A 15269-nucleotide genomic window follows, 5' to 3' on the forward strand; every position below is an offset into this window, starting at 1 on the left:
CAATCAACTGTCAATTTTCACCCTCATCCGTGCCGTTTCTCCTGTAGCGCGGCGATACGGTCATCCAGCGGTGGGTGCGAAGAAAAGAGCGCTTTCAGGCCTTGTTTGACGCCGGAGTTAATACCAAAGGCCACCAGCGAATCTGGCATTTGGTTGGGAACCTTGGCTTCCGCTTTTAGCCGTTGTAGAGCCGAAATCATATCGCGACGGTCGGCCAGCTGGGCGCCTGCCACGTCCGCCCGGTATTCGCGAAAACGGGAGAACTTCATCACGATGGTGCTGGCAGCAATGCCAAAGATGATTTCCGTTACGATAACCACAATGTAGTAACCGAAGCCCAGGCCGCCGCCGCCGTCGCGGCGCATGAAACTGTCGATGACATAGCCCACTACGCGGGCAGCAAAAATTACAAAGGTGTTCACTACGCCCTGAATCAGGCTAAGGGTAACCATGTCGCCATTGGCCACGTGACCAATTTCGTGGGCCAGCACGGCACGCACTTCTTCGGGACGGAAACGGGTCAATAGTCCCTGAGAAACGGCCACCAACGCATCATTCTTGTTCCACCCGGTGGCAAACGCATTGGATTGCTGGGCGGGGAAAATACCCACTTCTGGCATCTTGATGCCGGCCTTATCAGCCAACTCTTTTACCGTATCGAGTAACCAGCGTTCGGCCTGATTACCGGGCTCATTGATGGTCTGCACCTTAGTGGACCATTTGGCCATGGGTTTGGAGATCAGCAGCGATATCAACGAACCGGCAAAGCCGAACACCGCGCTGAAAATCAGTAGGCTGGTCAGATTTAGACCACTGCCGTTCTGGGCTAAATAGCTGTCTACACCAAGCAGACTGAGGGTGATACTGGCAACCACAATCACCGCCAGGTTGGTAAGCAGATAAAGCGCTATGCGCATCATCGTAGGGTTTCTCCGTCAGATAGATAATGATTTATTGGGGGTAAGGCGCGCGGGTTCAAGGTTTTCAAGCCTCTGGATAATGCCTTGTCTAGGCATGGAAGGCGTTATCCGAAGACGTCTTTGCGCTATAATTTGCCCTCGTCAGCTGGGGAAAAGCACCCTGCGTTTCGCCAGCATGCTATGTCTCCCTGTGCTTGTATTGATCCCTATGCTCTCGACCCAACTATCAGACCTGCTTGCTCCGTATCTGGTTCCATCGTCTCAACCAAAACATCGCCTTTTCCATGGCCGCGGTAAAACGGTGCCGTCCCTGGAATGGCTGACGATAGATTGCTTTCCTCCTCTGCTGGTGGCCACTCTGTTTCGTCCACAGGAAGCTGAGGTGTTGGCGGCGCTGGAGGTTTATTTAAGCGAAACCATGACGTCACTGGGCTGCGATGTGCTGGTCTTCCAGCACCGCTATAACGGCAAGACAGATAATGTTGTCGTGAAGGGTGAAATGCCTTCCCACTCTGTGGCCACAGAGCAAGGGCTGGTTTTCAAACTGGATTTTCAGCGCGGCCAAAACCTGGGTTTCTTTGCCGATATGGCTCAAGGCCGGCGCTGGATACGCGAACGGGCTGAGGGCAAGAAGGTGCTCAATCTGTTCAGTTTTACGTGTAGTTTTTCTGTGGCTGCACTGGCAGGTGGGGCCCGTTCCGTGGTGAATATCGATTTATCTGATGCGGCGCTGACCCTGGGTAAACAGAACCATGCGTTGAATGGTTTCCAGGACGCCCGAGTTCACTATCTACCGCACAATATATTTCGGAGTTGGAAAAAGCTGCATCAGTTAGGCTGCTATGAGCTAATTGTGATTGATCCTCCCAGCGCCCAGCGTGGCAGTTTCATGGCGCAAGAGGATTACCCAAAAGTGCTGCGCAAACTGCATACATTGTTGGCGGCAGAAGCAGAGTTATTGGTGTGCCTCAACGCCCCTTGGCTGGATTATGACTGGCTGGAACGGTGCGTGGAAATAAATCTTCCCGGTGCAGAAAAAGTCTCTAGATTGCCGGCGGCGACCGGTTTTGATGAAGCCGGTGAGTCGGCGTTAAAGACTGTGCATTATCGTTATCGTCGCCCTCAGGCTTTGGATGAAGGCAATGTTCTGTAGTTGCTCAAGCCTGCGGGTTAGCTTCCGCGGGCAACCCCGGTATGCACACTGGCCGGTACTTTTGTCGCCGCGGAGTTAACGCGCGCCCTGGTTACAGCTTGGCCCCGATAGGAGCGAATTCCTCTTTGGCCACCGGTTGCGGGTTACGCGAAAGCAAATAGCGTACGAGGGCGGTGGTACGCGATGAATCTTGTGCGCGAATAGCGTGAATGATTTGCTCGGCGAGAGTGGCTTTTTCCAACCGCAGGGTGGCGGGTAATTGCGGGTCTGTTTCCTCAAAGCGCAAATCGCTGAGGGCGGTGAGTAACACAAAGGCGCGGTTACTTAATACTGCTTGCTCAAGCCCCTCCTGAAAAATCGTGGCCTGATAGCGCAGATAGCCTTCGTCGGCCAGCCACAGCATGGCGCCCAAGCAGCTCATATGACGAGTGCTGTGCAAACCCACATCATCCACTTCGGTTGGGCCGACAATATCTTCCACATATAAAGCTACTGGGCGAGGGAAACTCATGTAGCACTGCATGAGAATGCGTGCCACATCGTGGGTGAAGTCGTCGATATGCAGGTGGGACATGGGCCGCTCTTTGATAGGGTAGGGCGCCGCTAGCGGCGCTCCTACAAACACATTTTCGGGATTAATCCCTGTTATTTTTTTCGTGCCCGATCCAGGTAGCGCGCAATGCGGCCGATGGAATCTTCCAGGTCATCCGGGCGGGGCAGGAATACTACGCGGAAGTGATCCGGGTCCGGCCAGTTAAAGGCGGTGCCCTGGACGATCAGCACTTTCTCTTCGCGCAATAGGTCCAGTGCGAAGGCTTCGTCATCTTCGAAGGGGAAGACCTTAGGGTCCAGCTTCGGAAAGAGGTAGAGGGCCGATTTTGGTTTAACGCAGCTCACCCCTGGAATCGAGTCGAGCATTTCCCAGGCCAGGTCACGCTGGCGCCCCAGACGCCCGGTGGGCAGAACTAAATCATCAATGCTCTGGTACCCGCCCAGGGCCGTCTGGATGGCATGTTGGCTGGGCACATTGGCGCACAGCCGCATGCTGGCGAGCATGTCCAGGCCTTCGATATAGCTTTCCGCCCGGTGTTTGGCCCCGGAAATAACCATCCAACCCGCGCGGAAACCGGCGGCGCGGTAGTTTTTGGATAGGCCGTTAAAGGTGATGAATAGTAAATCATCAGCCATGGAGGCGATGGAGGTGTGTTCTTCGCCGTCGTAGAGAATCTTGTCGTAGATTTCATCGGCGAACACGATCAAGTTGTTCTCGCGGGCTATCTGCAATAGCTCGCGCAACATGGCAGGTTCGTAATTGGCCCCGGTGGGGTTGTTCGGGTTGATAATGACCAGCGCTTTGGTGTTCTTATTGACCTTGGCGCGAATGTCTTGCAAAGAGGGCTGCCAATCTTGCTGTTCATCGCACAGATAATGCACCGGGGTGCCACCGGATAATCGCACCGAAGCGGTCCACAGCGGGTAATCCGGGGCGGGCAATAGTACTTCATCGCCACTGTTGAGCAGGGCCTGCATGGCCATCACGATCAGCTCGGACACCCCATTGCCAATAATCACGTCATCCACGGTGACGCCTTCAATGCCCTTGGTTTGGGTGTACTGCATTACCGCCTTGCGAGCAGGGAACAGGCCTTTGGAATGGCAATACCCGGTGGATTCCGGCAGATTGGCGATCACGTCCTGCAGCAGTTCTTCCGGCGCTTCAAAACCAAAAGGGGCCGGGTTGCCGATATTCAATTTGATCACCCGGTGGCCTTCATCTTCCAGCCGGTGCGCTTCACGCAGCACGGGGCCGCGAATGTCGTAGCATACGCCTTTGAGTTTGTCGGATTTGCTGACGTGATATTGATCGATTGTCATGAAGTTCCCGCAGGTCGACTCGAAGAGGGCAGGGAGTGATTCTACAATGCGTCCTTTTCACTGTATATCTGACGCCTGCATGCAAAGGCGCAAACCGGAGTAGAGCGTGACCCCATTCAAGGATTTATTGGCACTGGCGGTGAACCGTAAAGGTTCACTAGAGGCCGTCCAGGCTCAGCTGCCTGCGGTGGCCGATGCAGATACTCTGCGCCATCGCGATGATGCATTTTATATGTCTTCGCTCACCCGACGCATTTTCCGAGCCGGCCTGAAACACTCTCTGGTGGACAATAAATGGCCCGCTTTTGAGAAGGCCTTTTTTGGCTTTGACCCGGAAAAGCTGGTATTGATGCCGGACACCATGCTCGATGATCGTATGCAGGATGCCCGCCTGATTCGTCACTGGGGCAAGATGAAAGCGATCCGCCATAATGCTCAGTTGGTCCTCGACTTGGCAGAAGAGTACGGCAGTGTCGGGAACTGGCTGGCGGATTGGCCGGCGGACGATACTGTGGGCATGTGGTTGTTGCTGAAAAAACGGGGCAAGCAGCTGGGCGGTAATTCCGGGGCAGCTTTTCTGCGTATGGTGGGCCGTGATACCTGGTATCCCACTGGCGATGTGGTGGCGGCGCTAAAGGCACAAAACATCATCGATAAACCGCCGGCAAGCCAGCGCGATCAAAAGGCTGCCCAGGCCGCCTTCAATACATGGCAGGAGGAAAGCGGGTGGCCACAGTCCCATATCAGCAAGGTGCTGGCTTTTACTGTGGGATGAGAGGCACCGGAGACCCTGTGCTTTATTAAGAGTGGCTATTTTCTTGATGCAAGCGTGAACATAAATGATAATGAATCGCCTTTAATGCACTGAATTGGGTTCACTCCTATGCCGCGTACCTTCTTGGCCCGTCATTTTTTTGGGGTCCTGCTCGCGTTTTTCTGCTTTTCTCTGCCTGCGTTTGCCGCCAACCAGACCGCTCTTGTGCAGCTGGTCGAGTACGTGGGGGCGGACTATATCAATGCCGTGGTGGATGGCGAAGTCATTAGCCCGGAAGAATATGCCGAAATGTTGGAGTTTTCTGCGTTGCTGTCGCAAGGCGTGGCAGAGCTGCCGGCAGCGGAGGGCCAGCAAACACTGCAAGCCAAGGCCAACACGCTGCAGCAGGCGGTGACGAATAAAGCACCTGAAAGTGAGATCAAGGGTCTGGCGCAATCGATTCGTGCCACCCTGGTGAATGTCTACGGTATTCCGGTATCGCCCAAGCAGGCCCCGGATCAGGCGCATGCAGCCGCGCTGTATAAGAGCCATTGTGCGACTTGCCATGGTGCGCAAGGCAAGGGAGATGGCCCTGCCGGAGTAGCACTGGAGCCTGCCCCTACGGATTTTACCGAGGTAGAGCGCTATAACGGCCGTTCATTATTGGGTTTGCACACCACCATCACACAAGGGGTGGACGGGACCGGGATGGCGGCCTATGCCGACACCTTGAGCGAGGAAGATCGGTGGGCGTTGGCGTTCTATGTGGGCGCCAAGGCGGTTACCGATGATGTGGCCGAAGAAGGCGAACAGATCTTCACCACCGTGCCCGGTATGAAAACCGCTCTCAACCTGGACATTCTGGTGGCTCAGGCGCCGGAGGATGTGCTCAAGGAACAAGGTCCGAAGGCTTACGCGGCTTTGGGCTACCTTCGTCGTACCCCTGGCGCGCTATTCAACAAAAACCGTTTCATCGACTTGAGCCACGAGAAGCTGGAAGACGCTGATGTTGCCTACCAGTCTGGTGACAAGAAGGCTGCGAAGGCGGCGGCCTTGTCCGCTTACCTGGACGGTTTTGAAATGATCGAGCAGCAGCTGGCCGCCGTTGACAGTGAGCTGATGCGCAGTGCTGAGTCCCGTTTTATGGCCGTGCGCGAAGCCATTGACCGTGATCGTGCTGCCAGCGAAGTGAGTGAAAAGGTGTCCGCGGCTCAGCAAGGTCTGGCCGAAGCCAGTGATGCCTTGTCCGGTGACGGCCTCAGCCCGGCGGCGACCCTGTCCGCCAGTTTCTTTATTTTGTTCCGTGAAGGTCTTGAGGCCCTGTTGGTGGTGGCGGCGTTGCTAACCTTCACCCGCAAGGCCAACGCCGTGAAAGCCACTCGCCATATTCATTATGGCTGGATTACTGCGCTGCTGGCGGGCGGGCTGACTTGGTACGTGGCCAATACGTTGATTACCTTCAGCGGGGCATCGCGGGAAATGACTGAAGGCTTTGCCGGGGTAATTGCGGCGGGCATTTTGTTCTATGTCGGCTTCTGGATGCACAGCAATAGCAATAGCCAGAAGTGGATAGGCTACATCAAGAACAAGGTTGACAATGCCCTTGGTGGCGGCACGATCTGGGTGTTGGCGTTTGTTTCGTTTATTTCCGTTTATCGCGAGATTTTCGAAACCATCCTGTTCTATGAAGCCCTGTTGAGTCAGGTGACCGCCCCCACCCAGCCATACCTGTTCTACGGTATCGCCGCGGCGATTGTAGCTCTGGCGGTGGTGTGCTTCCTGTTCTTCCGCATTGGCATGCGCTTGCCGCTCAGCCTGTTCTTCCGTGTCACCAGTATTGTCTTGCTGTTGTTGTCGGTGATTCTACTGGGCAGTGGTATTGCAGCCTTGCAGGAAGCAGGGGTGATCAGCGCCTTTTACCTGGGCGTGCCGACCATTGAATGGCTGGGGCTTTACCCCACGATGCAAGGGGTGGCCGCGCAAGGATTGGTGATCATTCTCAGTGTGATCTTCTGGCTACGTGGGCGTAACGCCCACTAGCCCGGTGCTTTACGGTGCCAGCACAGCAAAGCCGCTTGAGGGCGGCTTTTTATTGCCGCTTGGCGACGGCGTCAGGTTTTAGACCGCCACCAGGCTTACTGTGCCTGGTTATTGAAGCCCCACAGCCATCGACGGGGATCGCGTAGACTTGTCGCTCAGTCAGCTCTGGAAGTGTTATGCGGAACATCTGTTTTCTCGGCATCGGTTTGATGGGCTCGCCAATGGTGGCGCGGCTGCTGGATGCCGGTTTCTCTCTGACTCTCTGGAATCGCACCGCTGACAAGGCGCAGCCGTTTGCCGGGCGGGCGCGTATTGCCAGCAGCCCGACGCAAGCGGTGGCTGAGGCTGATGTGGTCATAACCATGCTGGAAAATGGCGCTGCTGTGGAGCGGGTGTTGTACCAGAGTAATGCGATTGCCGATCTATCTCCGGGCGCTCTGGTTATTGATATGAGTTCCGTTGACCCCGCCACGGCCCGGCGTCATGGAGCGCGGGTTGCAGAGGTGGGTGGATGTTATCTGGATGCGCCGGTGTCCGGTGGCACCCGAGGGGCACAAGCCGGCACGTTGTCGATCATGTCTGGGGGCAGTGATCAGGACTTTGATCAGGCAGCTGCGGTCTTCCAGGCTATGGGAAAAGCCACCCATATTGGCCCTGTCGGCAGTGGGCAATTGGCCAAACTGGCTAATCAGGCGATTGTCGGCATCACCATTGGCGCAGTGTCAGAAGCCTTGCTGCTGGCTGCCAAAGGCGGCGCCCGGCCGGAAAAAGTGCGTGAAGCACTTCTCGGCGGCTTTGCTGAAAGCCAGATTCTGGAGCAGCATGGTGAGCGTATGTTGGAACGGGATTTCGAGCCTGGGGCCCCGGCGCGAATTCAGCTCAAGGATTTGGGTATGGTCCTGGATGAAGCCCGCCTGGCGGGGCTGACGCTGCCCTTGAGCCAGCGGGTGTTCGAGCAATACCGTGCGCTATTGGCCAGTGGCCATGGAGAAGTGGATCACAGTGGTTTGTTGTTGGAACTGGAAAGGCTTAATAGCGTGCAGCTCAACCCCGGTGCCACTGATCACTCTAGTCCAACTGACTTGGATCAGGAGAAGCACTGATGCCACGGTTTGCTGCTAACCTGTCCATGTTGTTCACCGAGTTACCCTTTCCGGAGCGCTTTGCCGCCGCTGCAGACGCCGGTTTCAAGGGCGTCGAGTACCTGTTTCCCTATGATTGGCCTGCCCAGCAACTGGCACAATGGCTGGCGGACAATGGCTTGACCCAGGTGCTGTTCAATTTGCCGGCTGGAGATTGGCAGGCAGGTGAGCGGGGGATTGCGTGCCTGCCGGATCGGATAGAGGCTTTTCGCGAGGGCGTGTTTACCGCCATGGACTATGCCCAGGCGCTGGGCTGTCAGCAGGTGAACTGTCTGGCGGGGGTGAAGCCGGATGGGTTACCTTCGCAGGTGGCATTCGAAACCTTGGTGGAGAACCTGCGTTTTGCCGCGGATCTATTCGACGCTAAGGGGCTGACTTTGATGTTGGAAGCGATCAACTCCCGAGTGGATATGCCGGGTTTTCTGGTAGATACCTCGGCCATGGCCATGGCGGTCATCGAGGCGGTGGGCCGGGACAATATCCGCCTGCAATATGATCTTTATCATATGCAGATCATGGAAGGAGATCTGTGTCGTTCTCTTTCACAACTTTGTCCCCATATAGGACATATTCAGTTTGCCGATAATCCTGGGCGTAACGAGCCTGGTAGTGGCGAAATTCAATTTGATACCGTATTTGCTCACATTGATTCCCTGGAGTATGTGGGCTGGGTGAGTGCCGAGTATTGGCCGCAGAAAGATACGGCAACCAGCCTGGGCTGGTTTAACGCAACCAAACAGGAACAGTGATGCAATTCAATTGGGGTGGAAAGATCATCCTTGGCCTGCTCGGCATGCTTGTGGGCGGGCCTTTCGGTCTGGGTATTGGCGTGTTGATCGGTCATATGCTCGACAAGGGCACCGAGCGGGTGCAGACATTCAATCCATTTCGCCCTTATGGTTCAGGCGAACAATCTCAAATTCAGAGCGCTTTGTTCGATACTGCGTTTTCGATTATGGGGCATCTTGCCAAGGCGGATGGCCGGGTTAGCGAGGACGAAATTGCCCAGGCCAGGGCGGTCATGGATCGCATGCAACTGTCTGAAGAGCAGCGTAAGCAGGCGATTGCCTTGTTTAATCAGGGTAAGGAGGATGACTTTCCTGTGGATCAGACCGTGACAGCGTTTGCGGCTACTGTGAAGCATCGCAAACAGTTGATTCTGGTATTGTTGGAGATCCTGCTACAAACCGCCTTGGCGGACGGTGAACTAGACCCGGCAGAAGAAGCGATACTGGTGCGAGTGGCGGAAGGCTTGGGAGTGCCGCTAGCTCAGTTTCAGCAGATCCTCAATATGTTGCTGGCACAGGCCCAGTTCTCCGGCAGCCGTGCCGGCGGCCATTCCTATCAGGGCCAGCCAGCAGGCCCGTCTCGACCCTCCCTGTCCCAAGCGTATAAGGTATTGGGTATCACTGACAGCGCCAGTAATCAGGAAATTAAAAAAACCTATCGCAAGTTAATGAGCCAGAATCACCCGGACAAGTTGGCGGCCAAAGGTGTACCGGAAGAAATGATTCGGGTAGCCACGGAAAAGACCGCCGAAATCAGTAAAGCCTACGAAATGATCAAAGAACATCGCGGTTTTAAATAACCAACGCCGTAGGCTGAACGCAACATGCAGCACGTGCCGGGTCACTGAGCCGCTGCCGGGCTTCCCGGTAGGCGAGTTGGTAGCGCAGCCGATCCGGCAGGAGACAAGGCAGATCCATTAACCGGCGATTTTATTGCTGTCAGCTGTTGATAGGTCCGGGGGCCATCTAGGCCGGTCTGCGGCAGGCGAAATCCTTCGTGTAGAGGCTCGGGAATCTGAAATGAGGCCAGCGCCAGGTAGCTGCCGTAAGGCATTGTGAGTAAGTCTGTTGACGAACCAAGCACTACACCTGGGCTACAGGGGCAGATTCCGGCATGAGCGTGTTGCCATGTTCATTTTTATCTTACGAGCATGGGCGATTGAATCTAATCAAAAAATGTGGTGATTTGAACATAAGGGGGGAACGGTGTGCCGTTTCCTATTGTCGGATCCACTGGGCTAACCGTATTGGCTGGCCTGCCATTTCCATTGAAAGGAGCGAGCTTCATGTTGGGCGAAAATCACAGCATTCATCACGAATTTCCGGATTTTCACCAGAAGATAGACGCGCTTGTTGACGCAGACCCTACCTTCAAAGCACTGGTTCTGGAGCACGATAAATTGGATAAACAGATACGCGGACTGGAGATGCGGGAGAATCCGATTTCTGATCCTGAAATGGAACGGTTAAAGCAGGAGCGAATACGCCTGAAGGACAACATCTACCATCGGTTAGGCCAGCACTAAATAGAAAAAGCCTCTGGGATCAGAGGCTTTTTTTGATTCACTGCATTAATAATCTGGCCTCGGGTTGCAAAGACCCGGTGACCGGATGGTTATTTTTCAAGCTCAATGCGCTGGGCAAAATGGTTCAGGGCGTCAGGATTGGCAAGCGCATTGCGATTGGTCACGGGCCGCCCATGGATCACTTCGCGGACCGCCAGCTCCACTATTTTTCCACTGACAGTGCGAGGAATTTCCGGCACGGCCAGAATTACCGCAGGCACGTGCCGGGGTGTGGCGCCCTGGCGAATGGCCTTGCGGATGCGAGCTTGCAGCTCTTCGTCCAACGTAACGCCCTCCGCGGTCACCACAAACAACACCACTCGCACGTCGCCGTCAAACTGTTGACCGACCACTATGGCCTCGCGAATCTCAGCCAAGGTTTCCACCTGCCGGTATATTTCGGCTGTGCCGATGCGCACGCCACCTGGGTTAAGCACCGCATCAGAGCGGCCGTGGATGATCAGCCCCTGGTGGTGGGCATGCGGAACCAACTGTGCATAGTCGCCGTGGGCCCAGACACCGTCAAAGCGCGCGAAATATGCATCGTGAAAACGTTGGCCATCCGGGTCATTCCAGAAACTGACCGGGCAAGAAGGGAACGGCGATCGGCAAACCAGCTCGCCCTTGCTGTCTGCCAGCGGCTTACCTGCGTCATCGAAAACGGCCACATCCATACCGAGGCCGAGACACTGCAGCTCACCGCGGTATACCGGCAGCATAGGGTTGCCCAACGCAAAGCAGGAAACAATGTCAGTACCGCCAGAGATGGAACTGACGAGTAATGAAGATTTTACCTGCTGGTAAAGGTAGTCGTAGCTCTCGTGAAGGAGCGGCGAGCCGGTGGAGAAAAGAGTTCGCAAGGTGCCCAAATCATGACTATCTTTGGGACAAAGACCGGACTTTTCCACGGCTTGCACAAATTTGGCGCTGGTGCCGAAGTGGGTAATGCCTTCCGCATCAATTAAGTCAAACAAACGGCCGGTGTTCGGGTAGGCCGGGTTGCCATCGTAAAGCACCAAGGTGGCACCTGTGTGGAGCCCGCAGATGAGCCAGTTCCACATCATCCAGCCGCAGGTGGTGAAATAGAAAAAAGTATCGGTTGCACGGACGTCCGCGTGCAGGTGTAGTTCCTTGGTTTGCTGTAGCAGGGTGCCGCCGGCGCCGTGCACTATGCACTTGGGCTGGCCGGTAGTGCCGGAGGAATAAAGGATAAATAATGGGTGATTAAAGGGTAGGCGAACAAAGTCCGGGGCGGGGGCGGCCGCCTCTAACCAAGCACCCCAGATGAGGGCTTTGGGCACGACACTGCTATCGCCGCGGCCGGGCACCACAATAAACAGCTCGGGTTTCAGCGCCTCGTGTAAGGCCTCGATACGCTCGCCCAGATCAATCCATTTTCCGTTGTAATGATAGCCATCGCAGGCCAGAAGCACTTTGGGTTCAATCTGGCCGAAACGATCAAGCACACCGGAAACACCGAAATCCGGGGAACAGGAGGACCATACGGCGCCGATCCAGGCGGCGCCAAGGGCGGCAACCAGGGTTTCGATACGGTTGGGCATGAAGCCGGCGACCCGGTCACCCGGTTTGATACCGGCAGCCTGCAGTTGAGCGGCGACCTTGCCGGCGGCCACACGCAAGGCGTTGTAACTGATTTCAGAGCGTGTGCCGTCTTCCAGCACGCTGATTACAGCGGTATGGCTGTCGTTGCGCTTCAGCAAATTTTCCGCGTAATTGAGTTCGCCGTTGGCAAACCAGCGGGCGCTTTGAAAGGTTTTACCGGTAGTTAGCACCGTATCGCCGGGGTTGCCAATGACACCGCATTGATCCCATACCTGCTGCCAAAATGCCGCCGGCTGTTCAACGGACCAGCGATGTAGTGACGGGTAGTCTGGCAGTGGCTGGCCGCTATTGTCGCGCGCCTGGTGCCAAAAGTTGGCCAGTTGAGAGTTCTGGCTTTCGTCACCGGGTTGCCAGAGCGCAGAGGTCATTGGTTGTCTCCCGTTGCGCCATTATCCGTGTCCTCGTCTTGGGCGGTGAAGTCCACCAGTAGCGTTCCTTCACTGACGCTGTCTCCCGCCGCAACGGTGAAATCGTTCACTGTTCCGGGCACGGTGGCGCGCAAAGTGTGTTCCATTTTCATGGCTTCCAGTGTAATCACCGCATCGCCGGCTTCAACGTTATCGCCGGGGGCCACATGCAAGGCGACAATGGTGCCGCTCATGGGAGCACTAAATCCGCCTGCATCGTCATGCTGGGCCGTATCACGGCTGGGGTTCAGGGTCACCGGGTAAGCCTGACCGCCAACGAATAAAGTCAGTCTGTGGGCATTTTGCCAAGCAAAACGGGCCGCCAAGCTATTGGTGCCCCAGTGTAGGCGCAGGCTGTGTTCGGTTGTGTTCACGCTGAAGCTCAGTGGCGCGCTGTGCTCGCCTATAGTGGCGTGTTGCTGGTCCTCGCGCACGGTGAGTTGTTCGCCATTGGCTTCGACACGGGTTTGCCGCAGACGTTGATTGAGCGGGCGCCAGCCGTTAAGTGAATGCCAGGGAGAATCGCTGCCGGCATTTTCTGCCTGCAAGCGTGTCGCTGCCAGCGCCAGCAGGGCAGTATTGACGGCGGTGGCGTCCATTAACTGTGGGCGGTGCTCCAGCAAACGGGTGTCCAGCTCAGCACCAGCAAATGCATCGTCATTAAGGACTCTACGTAGAAAGGCGGCGTTGTGATGGATACCGTCCAGCTCCAACGCGTCGAGTGCATTAATCAGTTGTTGGCGGGCGGCATTGCGATCGCTGCCATGGCAAATCAGTTTGGCGATCATCGGGTCGTAGTGTTCGTCTACTCGGTCGCCCTGTTCGTAGCCCGCATCCACCCGGCTTTGGCCATGGGGCCAGCGCAGGTGGCGGAGTAAGCCGGAGGAGGGCAGGAAACCCTGTTCCGGATTTTCCGCATAGAGACGTACTTCCATGGCGGCACCATGGCGTGTAATTTGCTCTTGTTGCTTAGGCAACGGTTCCCCGGCGGCCACGGACAGCTGCCAAGCCACCAGGTCTTCGCCAGTGATCATCTCGGTCACCGGGTGCTCTACCTGCAAGCGGGTATTCATTTCCATAAAAAAGAACTGCCCACCGTCAGCGGCGCTACCGGCTGCAGGGGGCGAGTAAAGAAATTCCACGGTGCCGGCGCCACGATAATCAATGGCTTTGGCTGCTTGCACTGCGGCATGGCCAAAAGCGTTACGGGTTGCTTCATCGAGGCCCGGCGCGGGGGCTTCTTCAATAATTTTTTGGTGGCGACGTTGTACCGAGCAATCACGTTCGAACAGGTGGACGGCGTTACCATGATTATCGGCAAACACTTGCACTTCCACATGGCGGGCGGTGGCCAGATAGCGTTCCAGCAGCACCCGATCGTCGCCAAACGCATTGGCCGCTTCACGGCGTGCGGCGGCCAAGGCTTCATCGAATTCCCCGGCAGCATTCACTACACGCATGCCTTTTCCGCCGCCCCCGGCCACGGCCTTGATCAGCAGAGGGAAGCCGACCGTTGTTGCGGCGGCGGTTAGCTCGCTGTCGCTGGCACCTTCTTCATCGAAACCGGGCAGAACCGGAACGCCGCTTTGCGACATCAATTTCCGGGCGGCGGCTTTGTCGCCCATCACTTCGATGGCTCGGGCGTTGGGGCCCACAAAAATGATACCAGCCTGGTCGCAAGCCGCGGCAAAGTCGGTGTTTTCGGATAGAAATCCGTAGCCGGGGTGAATAGCATCAGCCCCGGTGGCCTTGGCGGCGGCGATTACCTTGTCGATCACCAAGTAGCTTTCCCGTGCTGCGGCCGGGCCCAGGCACACAGCCTGATCCGCTTCCATTACGTGGGGCAAGCTGGCGTCGGGTTCGGAATAGACCGCCACCGTGGCAATACCCTGTTGGCGGCAGGTGCGCATGATGCGACGAGCAATTTCGCCGCGGTTAGCGATCAGGAGTTTTTTTATCTTTGCCATAACAGAGCCTATATCAGTGGCAATGGTCGGAGCGTCGCTGGCAGCGCGATCATGATGCGTTCAAGGTTCAAAAGTGTGAGATGGCGCATTATCTTTTTTCAGATTCGTGGCCGCGAAACTTCTAGAAACTGGCCGATTTCGCGTTTCAATTTTACACTTTAAACATTCAACGGTTTCTCATTTCGCCGCTAGCGATGCTTCTTGCGTGTGGTTAGACCCAGTTCGGGCTGCGTTTTTCTAAAAAAGCGCTGAGCCCTTCCTGGCCTTCATCACCGGTGCGTAGCCGGGCGATGAAGGAGGCGGTGTCATTGAGCATGGCGTCGTTAATGGGGCCATCACTGACTCGGGCAATGAGTGCTCGGGCTTCTACTTGTGCCTGGGGGCCACCCGCAAGCAGTGCGTCGATCAACCCGTCTACGGTACTGTCCAGGGCGTCTTCGCTAACCACCTCGTGGACAATGCCAATCTGTTGAGCTCGCTCGGCGGGAATCACTTCTGCGGTCATGAAAAAGCGGTTAGCCTGTCGAGCGCCCATGGCACGAACCACGTAGGGGCTGATTACCGCGGGCACGATGCCGAGTTTTACTTCACTGAGGCAGAAGCGGGCATTGTCTGCCGCCACCGCCATGTCCGCCGCGCAGATCAAGCCCAAAGCGCCGCCAAAAGCGGCCCCCTGTACGCGCGCAATCACCGGCTTGGCGCATTGATCAATAGCCTGCATCAGCGTCGCCATGCGCAAGGCGTCCTGTTGGTTTTGCTTGGCGTCCAATTTGCCCATGGCACGCATCCAGTTAAGGTCTGCGCCGGCGGAAAAATGCTTGCCAGCGGCCTGCAGTACCACCACGCGGACGCTGTCGTCACTGCCGGCCTGTTTAAAGGCTTCAGTGAGTGAGGCGATGATGGTGTCATCAAACGCATTACGCTTGTTCGGGTTATCCAGCGTAATCCGGGCCACCTGGTTTTTGATGTCTGTGGTAACACTCATTGTTGACGTCCTGTTTTGTTCTGGCTTTGGGCATTAGGCTTTCTGCCGCC

General features: G+C 56.2%; 13 protein-coding genes. 7 read left to right on the plus strand and 6 right to left on the minus strand.

Annotated elements, in window-relative coordinates; all coding sequences use genetic code 11:
* Positions 1 to 23 precede the first annotated feature (23 nt).
* Positions 24 to 920, minus strand: a complete 897-nt coding sequence (gene htpX / locus ABNH10_RS11515; RefSeq protein ID WP_349386066.1) for a protease HtpX — start codon at positions 918 to 920, stop codon at positions 24 to 26.
* A gap of 208 nt (positions 921 to 1128) precedes the next feature.
* Between htpX and ABNH10_RS11520 the strand changes: the two genes are divergently transcribed.
* Positions 1129 to 2073, plus strand: coding sequence for a class I SAM-dependent methyltransferase (locus tag ABNH10_RS11520; protein WP_349386067.1), 945 nt, complete (start codon positions 1129 to 1131; stop codon positions 2071 to 2073).
* Positions 2074 to 2164: 91 nt separating this feature from the next.
* Here ABNH10_RS11520 and ABNH10_RS11525 read toward each other — a convergent pair whose 3' ends face one another.
* Positions 2165 to 2647: a hypothetical protein gene (locus ABNH10_RS11525; RefSeq protein ID WP_349386068.1), complete on the minus strand. Its 483-nt coding sequence runs from the start codon at positions 2645 to 2647 to the stop codon at positions 2165 to 2167.
* A 71-nt stretch (positions 2648 to 2718) separates the two neighbouring features.
* Positions 2719 to 3948, minus strand: a complete 1230-nt coding sequence (locus tag ABNH10_RS11530; protein ID WP_349386069.1) for a pyridoxal phosphate-dependent aminotransferase — start codon at positions 3946 to 3948, stop codon at positions 2719 to 2721.
* Positions 3949 to 4054: 106 nt separating this feature from the next.
* Here ABNH10_RS11530 and ABNH10_RS11535 point away from each other — a divergent pair, with 106 nt between their 5' ends.
* The 6 genes from ABNH10_RS11535 to ABNH10_RS11560 all read left to right on the plus strand — a co-directional run bounded on the left by ABNH10_RS11535 (position 4055) and on the right by ABNH10_RS11560 (position 10198).
* Positions 4055 to 4723, plus strand: coding sequence for a DNA-3-methyladenine glycosylase I (locus tag ABNH10_RS11535; RefSeq protein ID WP_349386070.1), 669 nt, complete (start codon positions 4055 to 4057; stop codon positions 4721 to 4723).
* A 108-nt stretch (positions 4724 to 4831) separates the two neighbouring features.
* A complete protein-coding gene (locus ABNH10_RS11540; RefSeq protein WP_349386071.1) occupies positions 4832 to 6742 on the plus strand; it encodes an FTR1 family protein in 1911 nt (636 codons plus the stop codon).
* Between the two features lie 176 nt (positions 6743 to 6918).
* A complete protein-coding gene (locus ABNH10_RS11545; RefSeq protein ID WP_349386072.1) occupies positions 6919 to 7845 on the plus strand; it encodes an NAD(P)-dependent oxidoreductase in 927 nt (308 codons plus the stop codon).
* The gene (gene hyi / locus ABNH10_RS11550; protein ID WP_349386073.1) at positions 7845 to 8633 is read left to right on the plus strand and encodes a hydroxypyruvate isomerase; all 789 of its coding nucleotides are present in this window, start codon (positions 7845 to 7847) and stop codon (positions 8631 to 8633) included. Before ABNH10_RS11545 ends, hyi begins: the two co-directional genes overlap by 1 nt.
* Positions 8633 to 9472: a co-chaperone DjlA gene (gene djlA, locus ABNH10_RS11555; RefSeq protein ID WP_349386074.1), complete on the plus strand. Its 840-nt coding sequence runs from the start codon at positions 8633 to 8635 to the stop codon at positions 9470 to 9472. Before hyi ends, djlA begins: the two co-directional genes overlap by 1 nt.
* A gap of 486 nt (positions 9473 to 9958) precedes the next feature.
* On the plus strand, positions 9959 to 10198 hold the full coding sequence (locus ABNH10_RS11560; RefSeq protein WP_349386075.1) for an HP1242/YdcH family protein: 240 nt from the start codon (positions 9959 to 9961) through the stop codon (positions 10196 to 10198).
* 89 nt (positions 10199 to 10287) lie between these two features.
* Here ABNH10_RS11560 and ABNH10_RS11565 read toward each other — a convergent pair whose 3' ends face one another.
* The 3 genes from ABNH10_RS11565 to ABNH10_RS11575 form a co-directional block, all read right to left on the minus strand.
* Positions 10288 to 12228: an acetoacetate--CoA ligase gene (locus ABNH10_RS11565; protein ID WP_349386076.1), complete on the minus strand. Its 1941-nt coding sequence runs from the start codon at positions 12226 to 12228 to the stop codon at positions 10288 to 10290.
* Complete coding sequence (locus ABNH10_RS11570) at positions 12225 to 14234, minus strand: acetyl/propionyl/methylcrotonyl-CoA carboxylase subunit alpha (RefSeq protein ID WP_349386077.1); 2010 nt, start codon at positions 14232 to 14234, stop codon at positions 12225 to 12227. The genes ABNH10_RS11565 and ABNH10_RS11570 overlap by 4 nt, the downstream gene beginning before the upstream one ends.
* 211 nt (positions 14235 to 14445) lie before the next feature.
* Positions 14446 to 15219, minus strand: coding sequence for an enoyl-CoA hydratase/isomerase family protein (locus ABNH10_RS11575; protein WP_349386078.1), 774 nt, complete (start codon positions 15217 to 15219; stop codon positions 14446 to 14448).
* Positions 15220 to 15269 lie beyond the last annotated feature (50 nt).

This window comes from Alcanivorax sp., from assembly GCF_040119285.1.
Classification (GTDB): domain Bacteria; phylum Pseudomonadota; class Gammaproteobacteria; order Pseudomonadales; family Alcanivoracaceae; genus Alcanivorax.

Coding starts and splice junctions, on each gene's coding strand:
- htpX (WP_349386066.1), bottom strand. CDS start 920: ATGATGCGCATAGCGCTTTATCTGCTTACCAACCTGGCGGTGATTGTG.
- ABNH10_RS11520 (WP_349386067.1), top strand. CDS start 1,129: ATGCTCTCGACCCAACTATCAGACCTGCTTGCTCCGTATCTGGTTCCA.
- ABNH10_RS11525 (WP_349386068.1), bottom strand. CDS start 2,647: ATGTCCCACCTGCATATCGACGACTTCACCCACGATGTGGCACGCATT.
- ABNH10_RS11530 (WP_349386069.1), bottom strand. CDS start 3,948: ATGACAATCGATCAATATCACGTCAGCAAATCCGACAAACTCAAAGGC.
- ABNH10_RS11540 (WP_349386071.1), top strand. CDS start 4,832: ATGCCGCGTACCTTCTTGGCCCGTCATTTTTTTGGGGTCCTGCTCGCG.
- ABNH10_RS11545 (WP_349386072.1), top strand. CDS start 6,919: ATGCGGAACATCTGTTTTCTCGGCATCGGTTTGATGGGCTCGCCAATG.
- hyi (WP_349386073.1), top strand. CDS start 7,845: ATGCCACGGTTTGCTGCTAACCTGTCCATGTTGTTCACCGAGTTACCC.
- djlA (WP_349386074.1), top strand. CDS start 8,633: ATGCAATTCAATTGGGGTGGAAAGATCATCCTTGGCCTGCTCGGCATG.
- ABNH10_RS11560 (WP_349386075.1), top strand. CDS start 9,959: ATGTTGGGCGAAAATCACAGCATTCATCACGAATTTCCGGATTTTCAC.
- ABNH10_RS11565 (WP_349386076.1), bottom strand. CDS start 12,228: ATGACCTCTGCGCTCTGGCAACCCGGTGACGAAAGCCAGAACTCTCAA.
- ABNH10_RS11570 (WP_349386077.1), bottom strand. CDS start 14,234: ATGGCAAAGATAAAAAAACTCCTGATCGCTAACCGCGGCGAAATTGCT.
- ABNH10_RS11575 (WP_349386078.1), bottom strand. CDS start 15,219: ATGAGTGTTACCACAGACATCAAAAACCAGGTGGCCCGGATTACGCTG.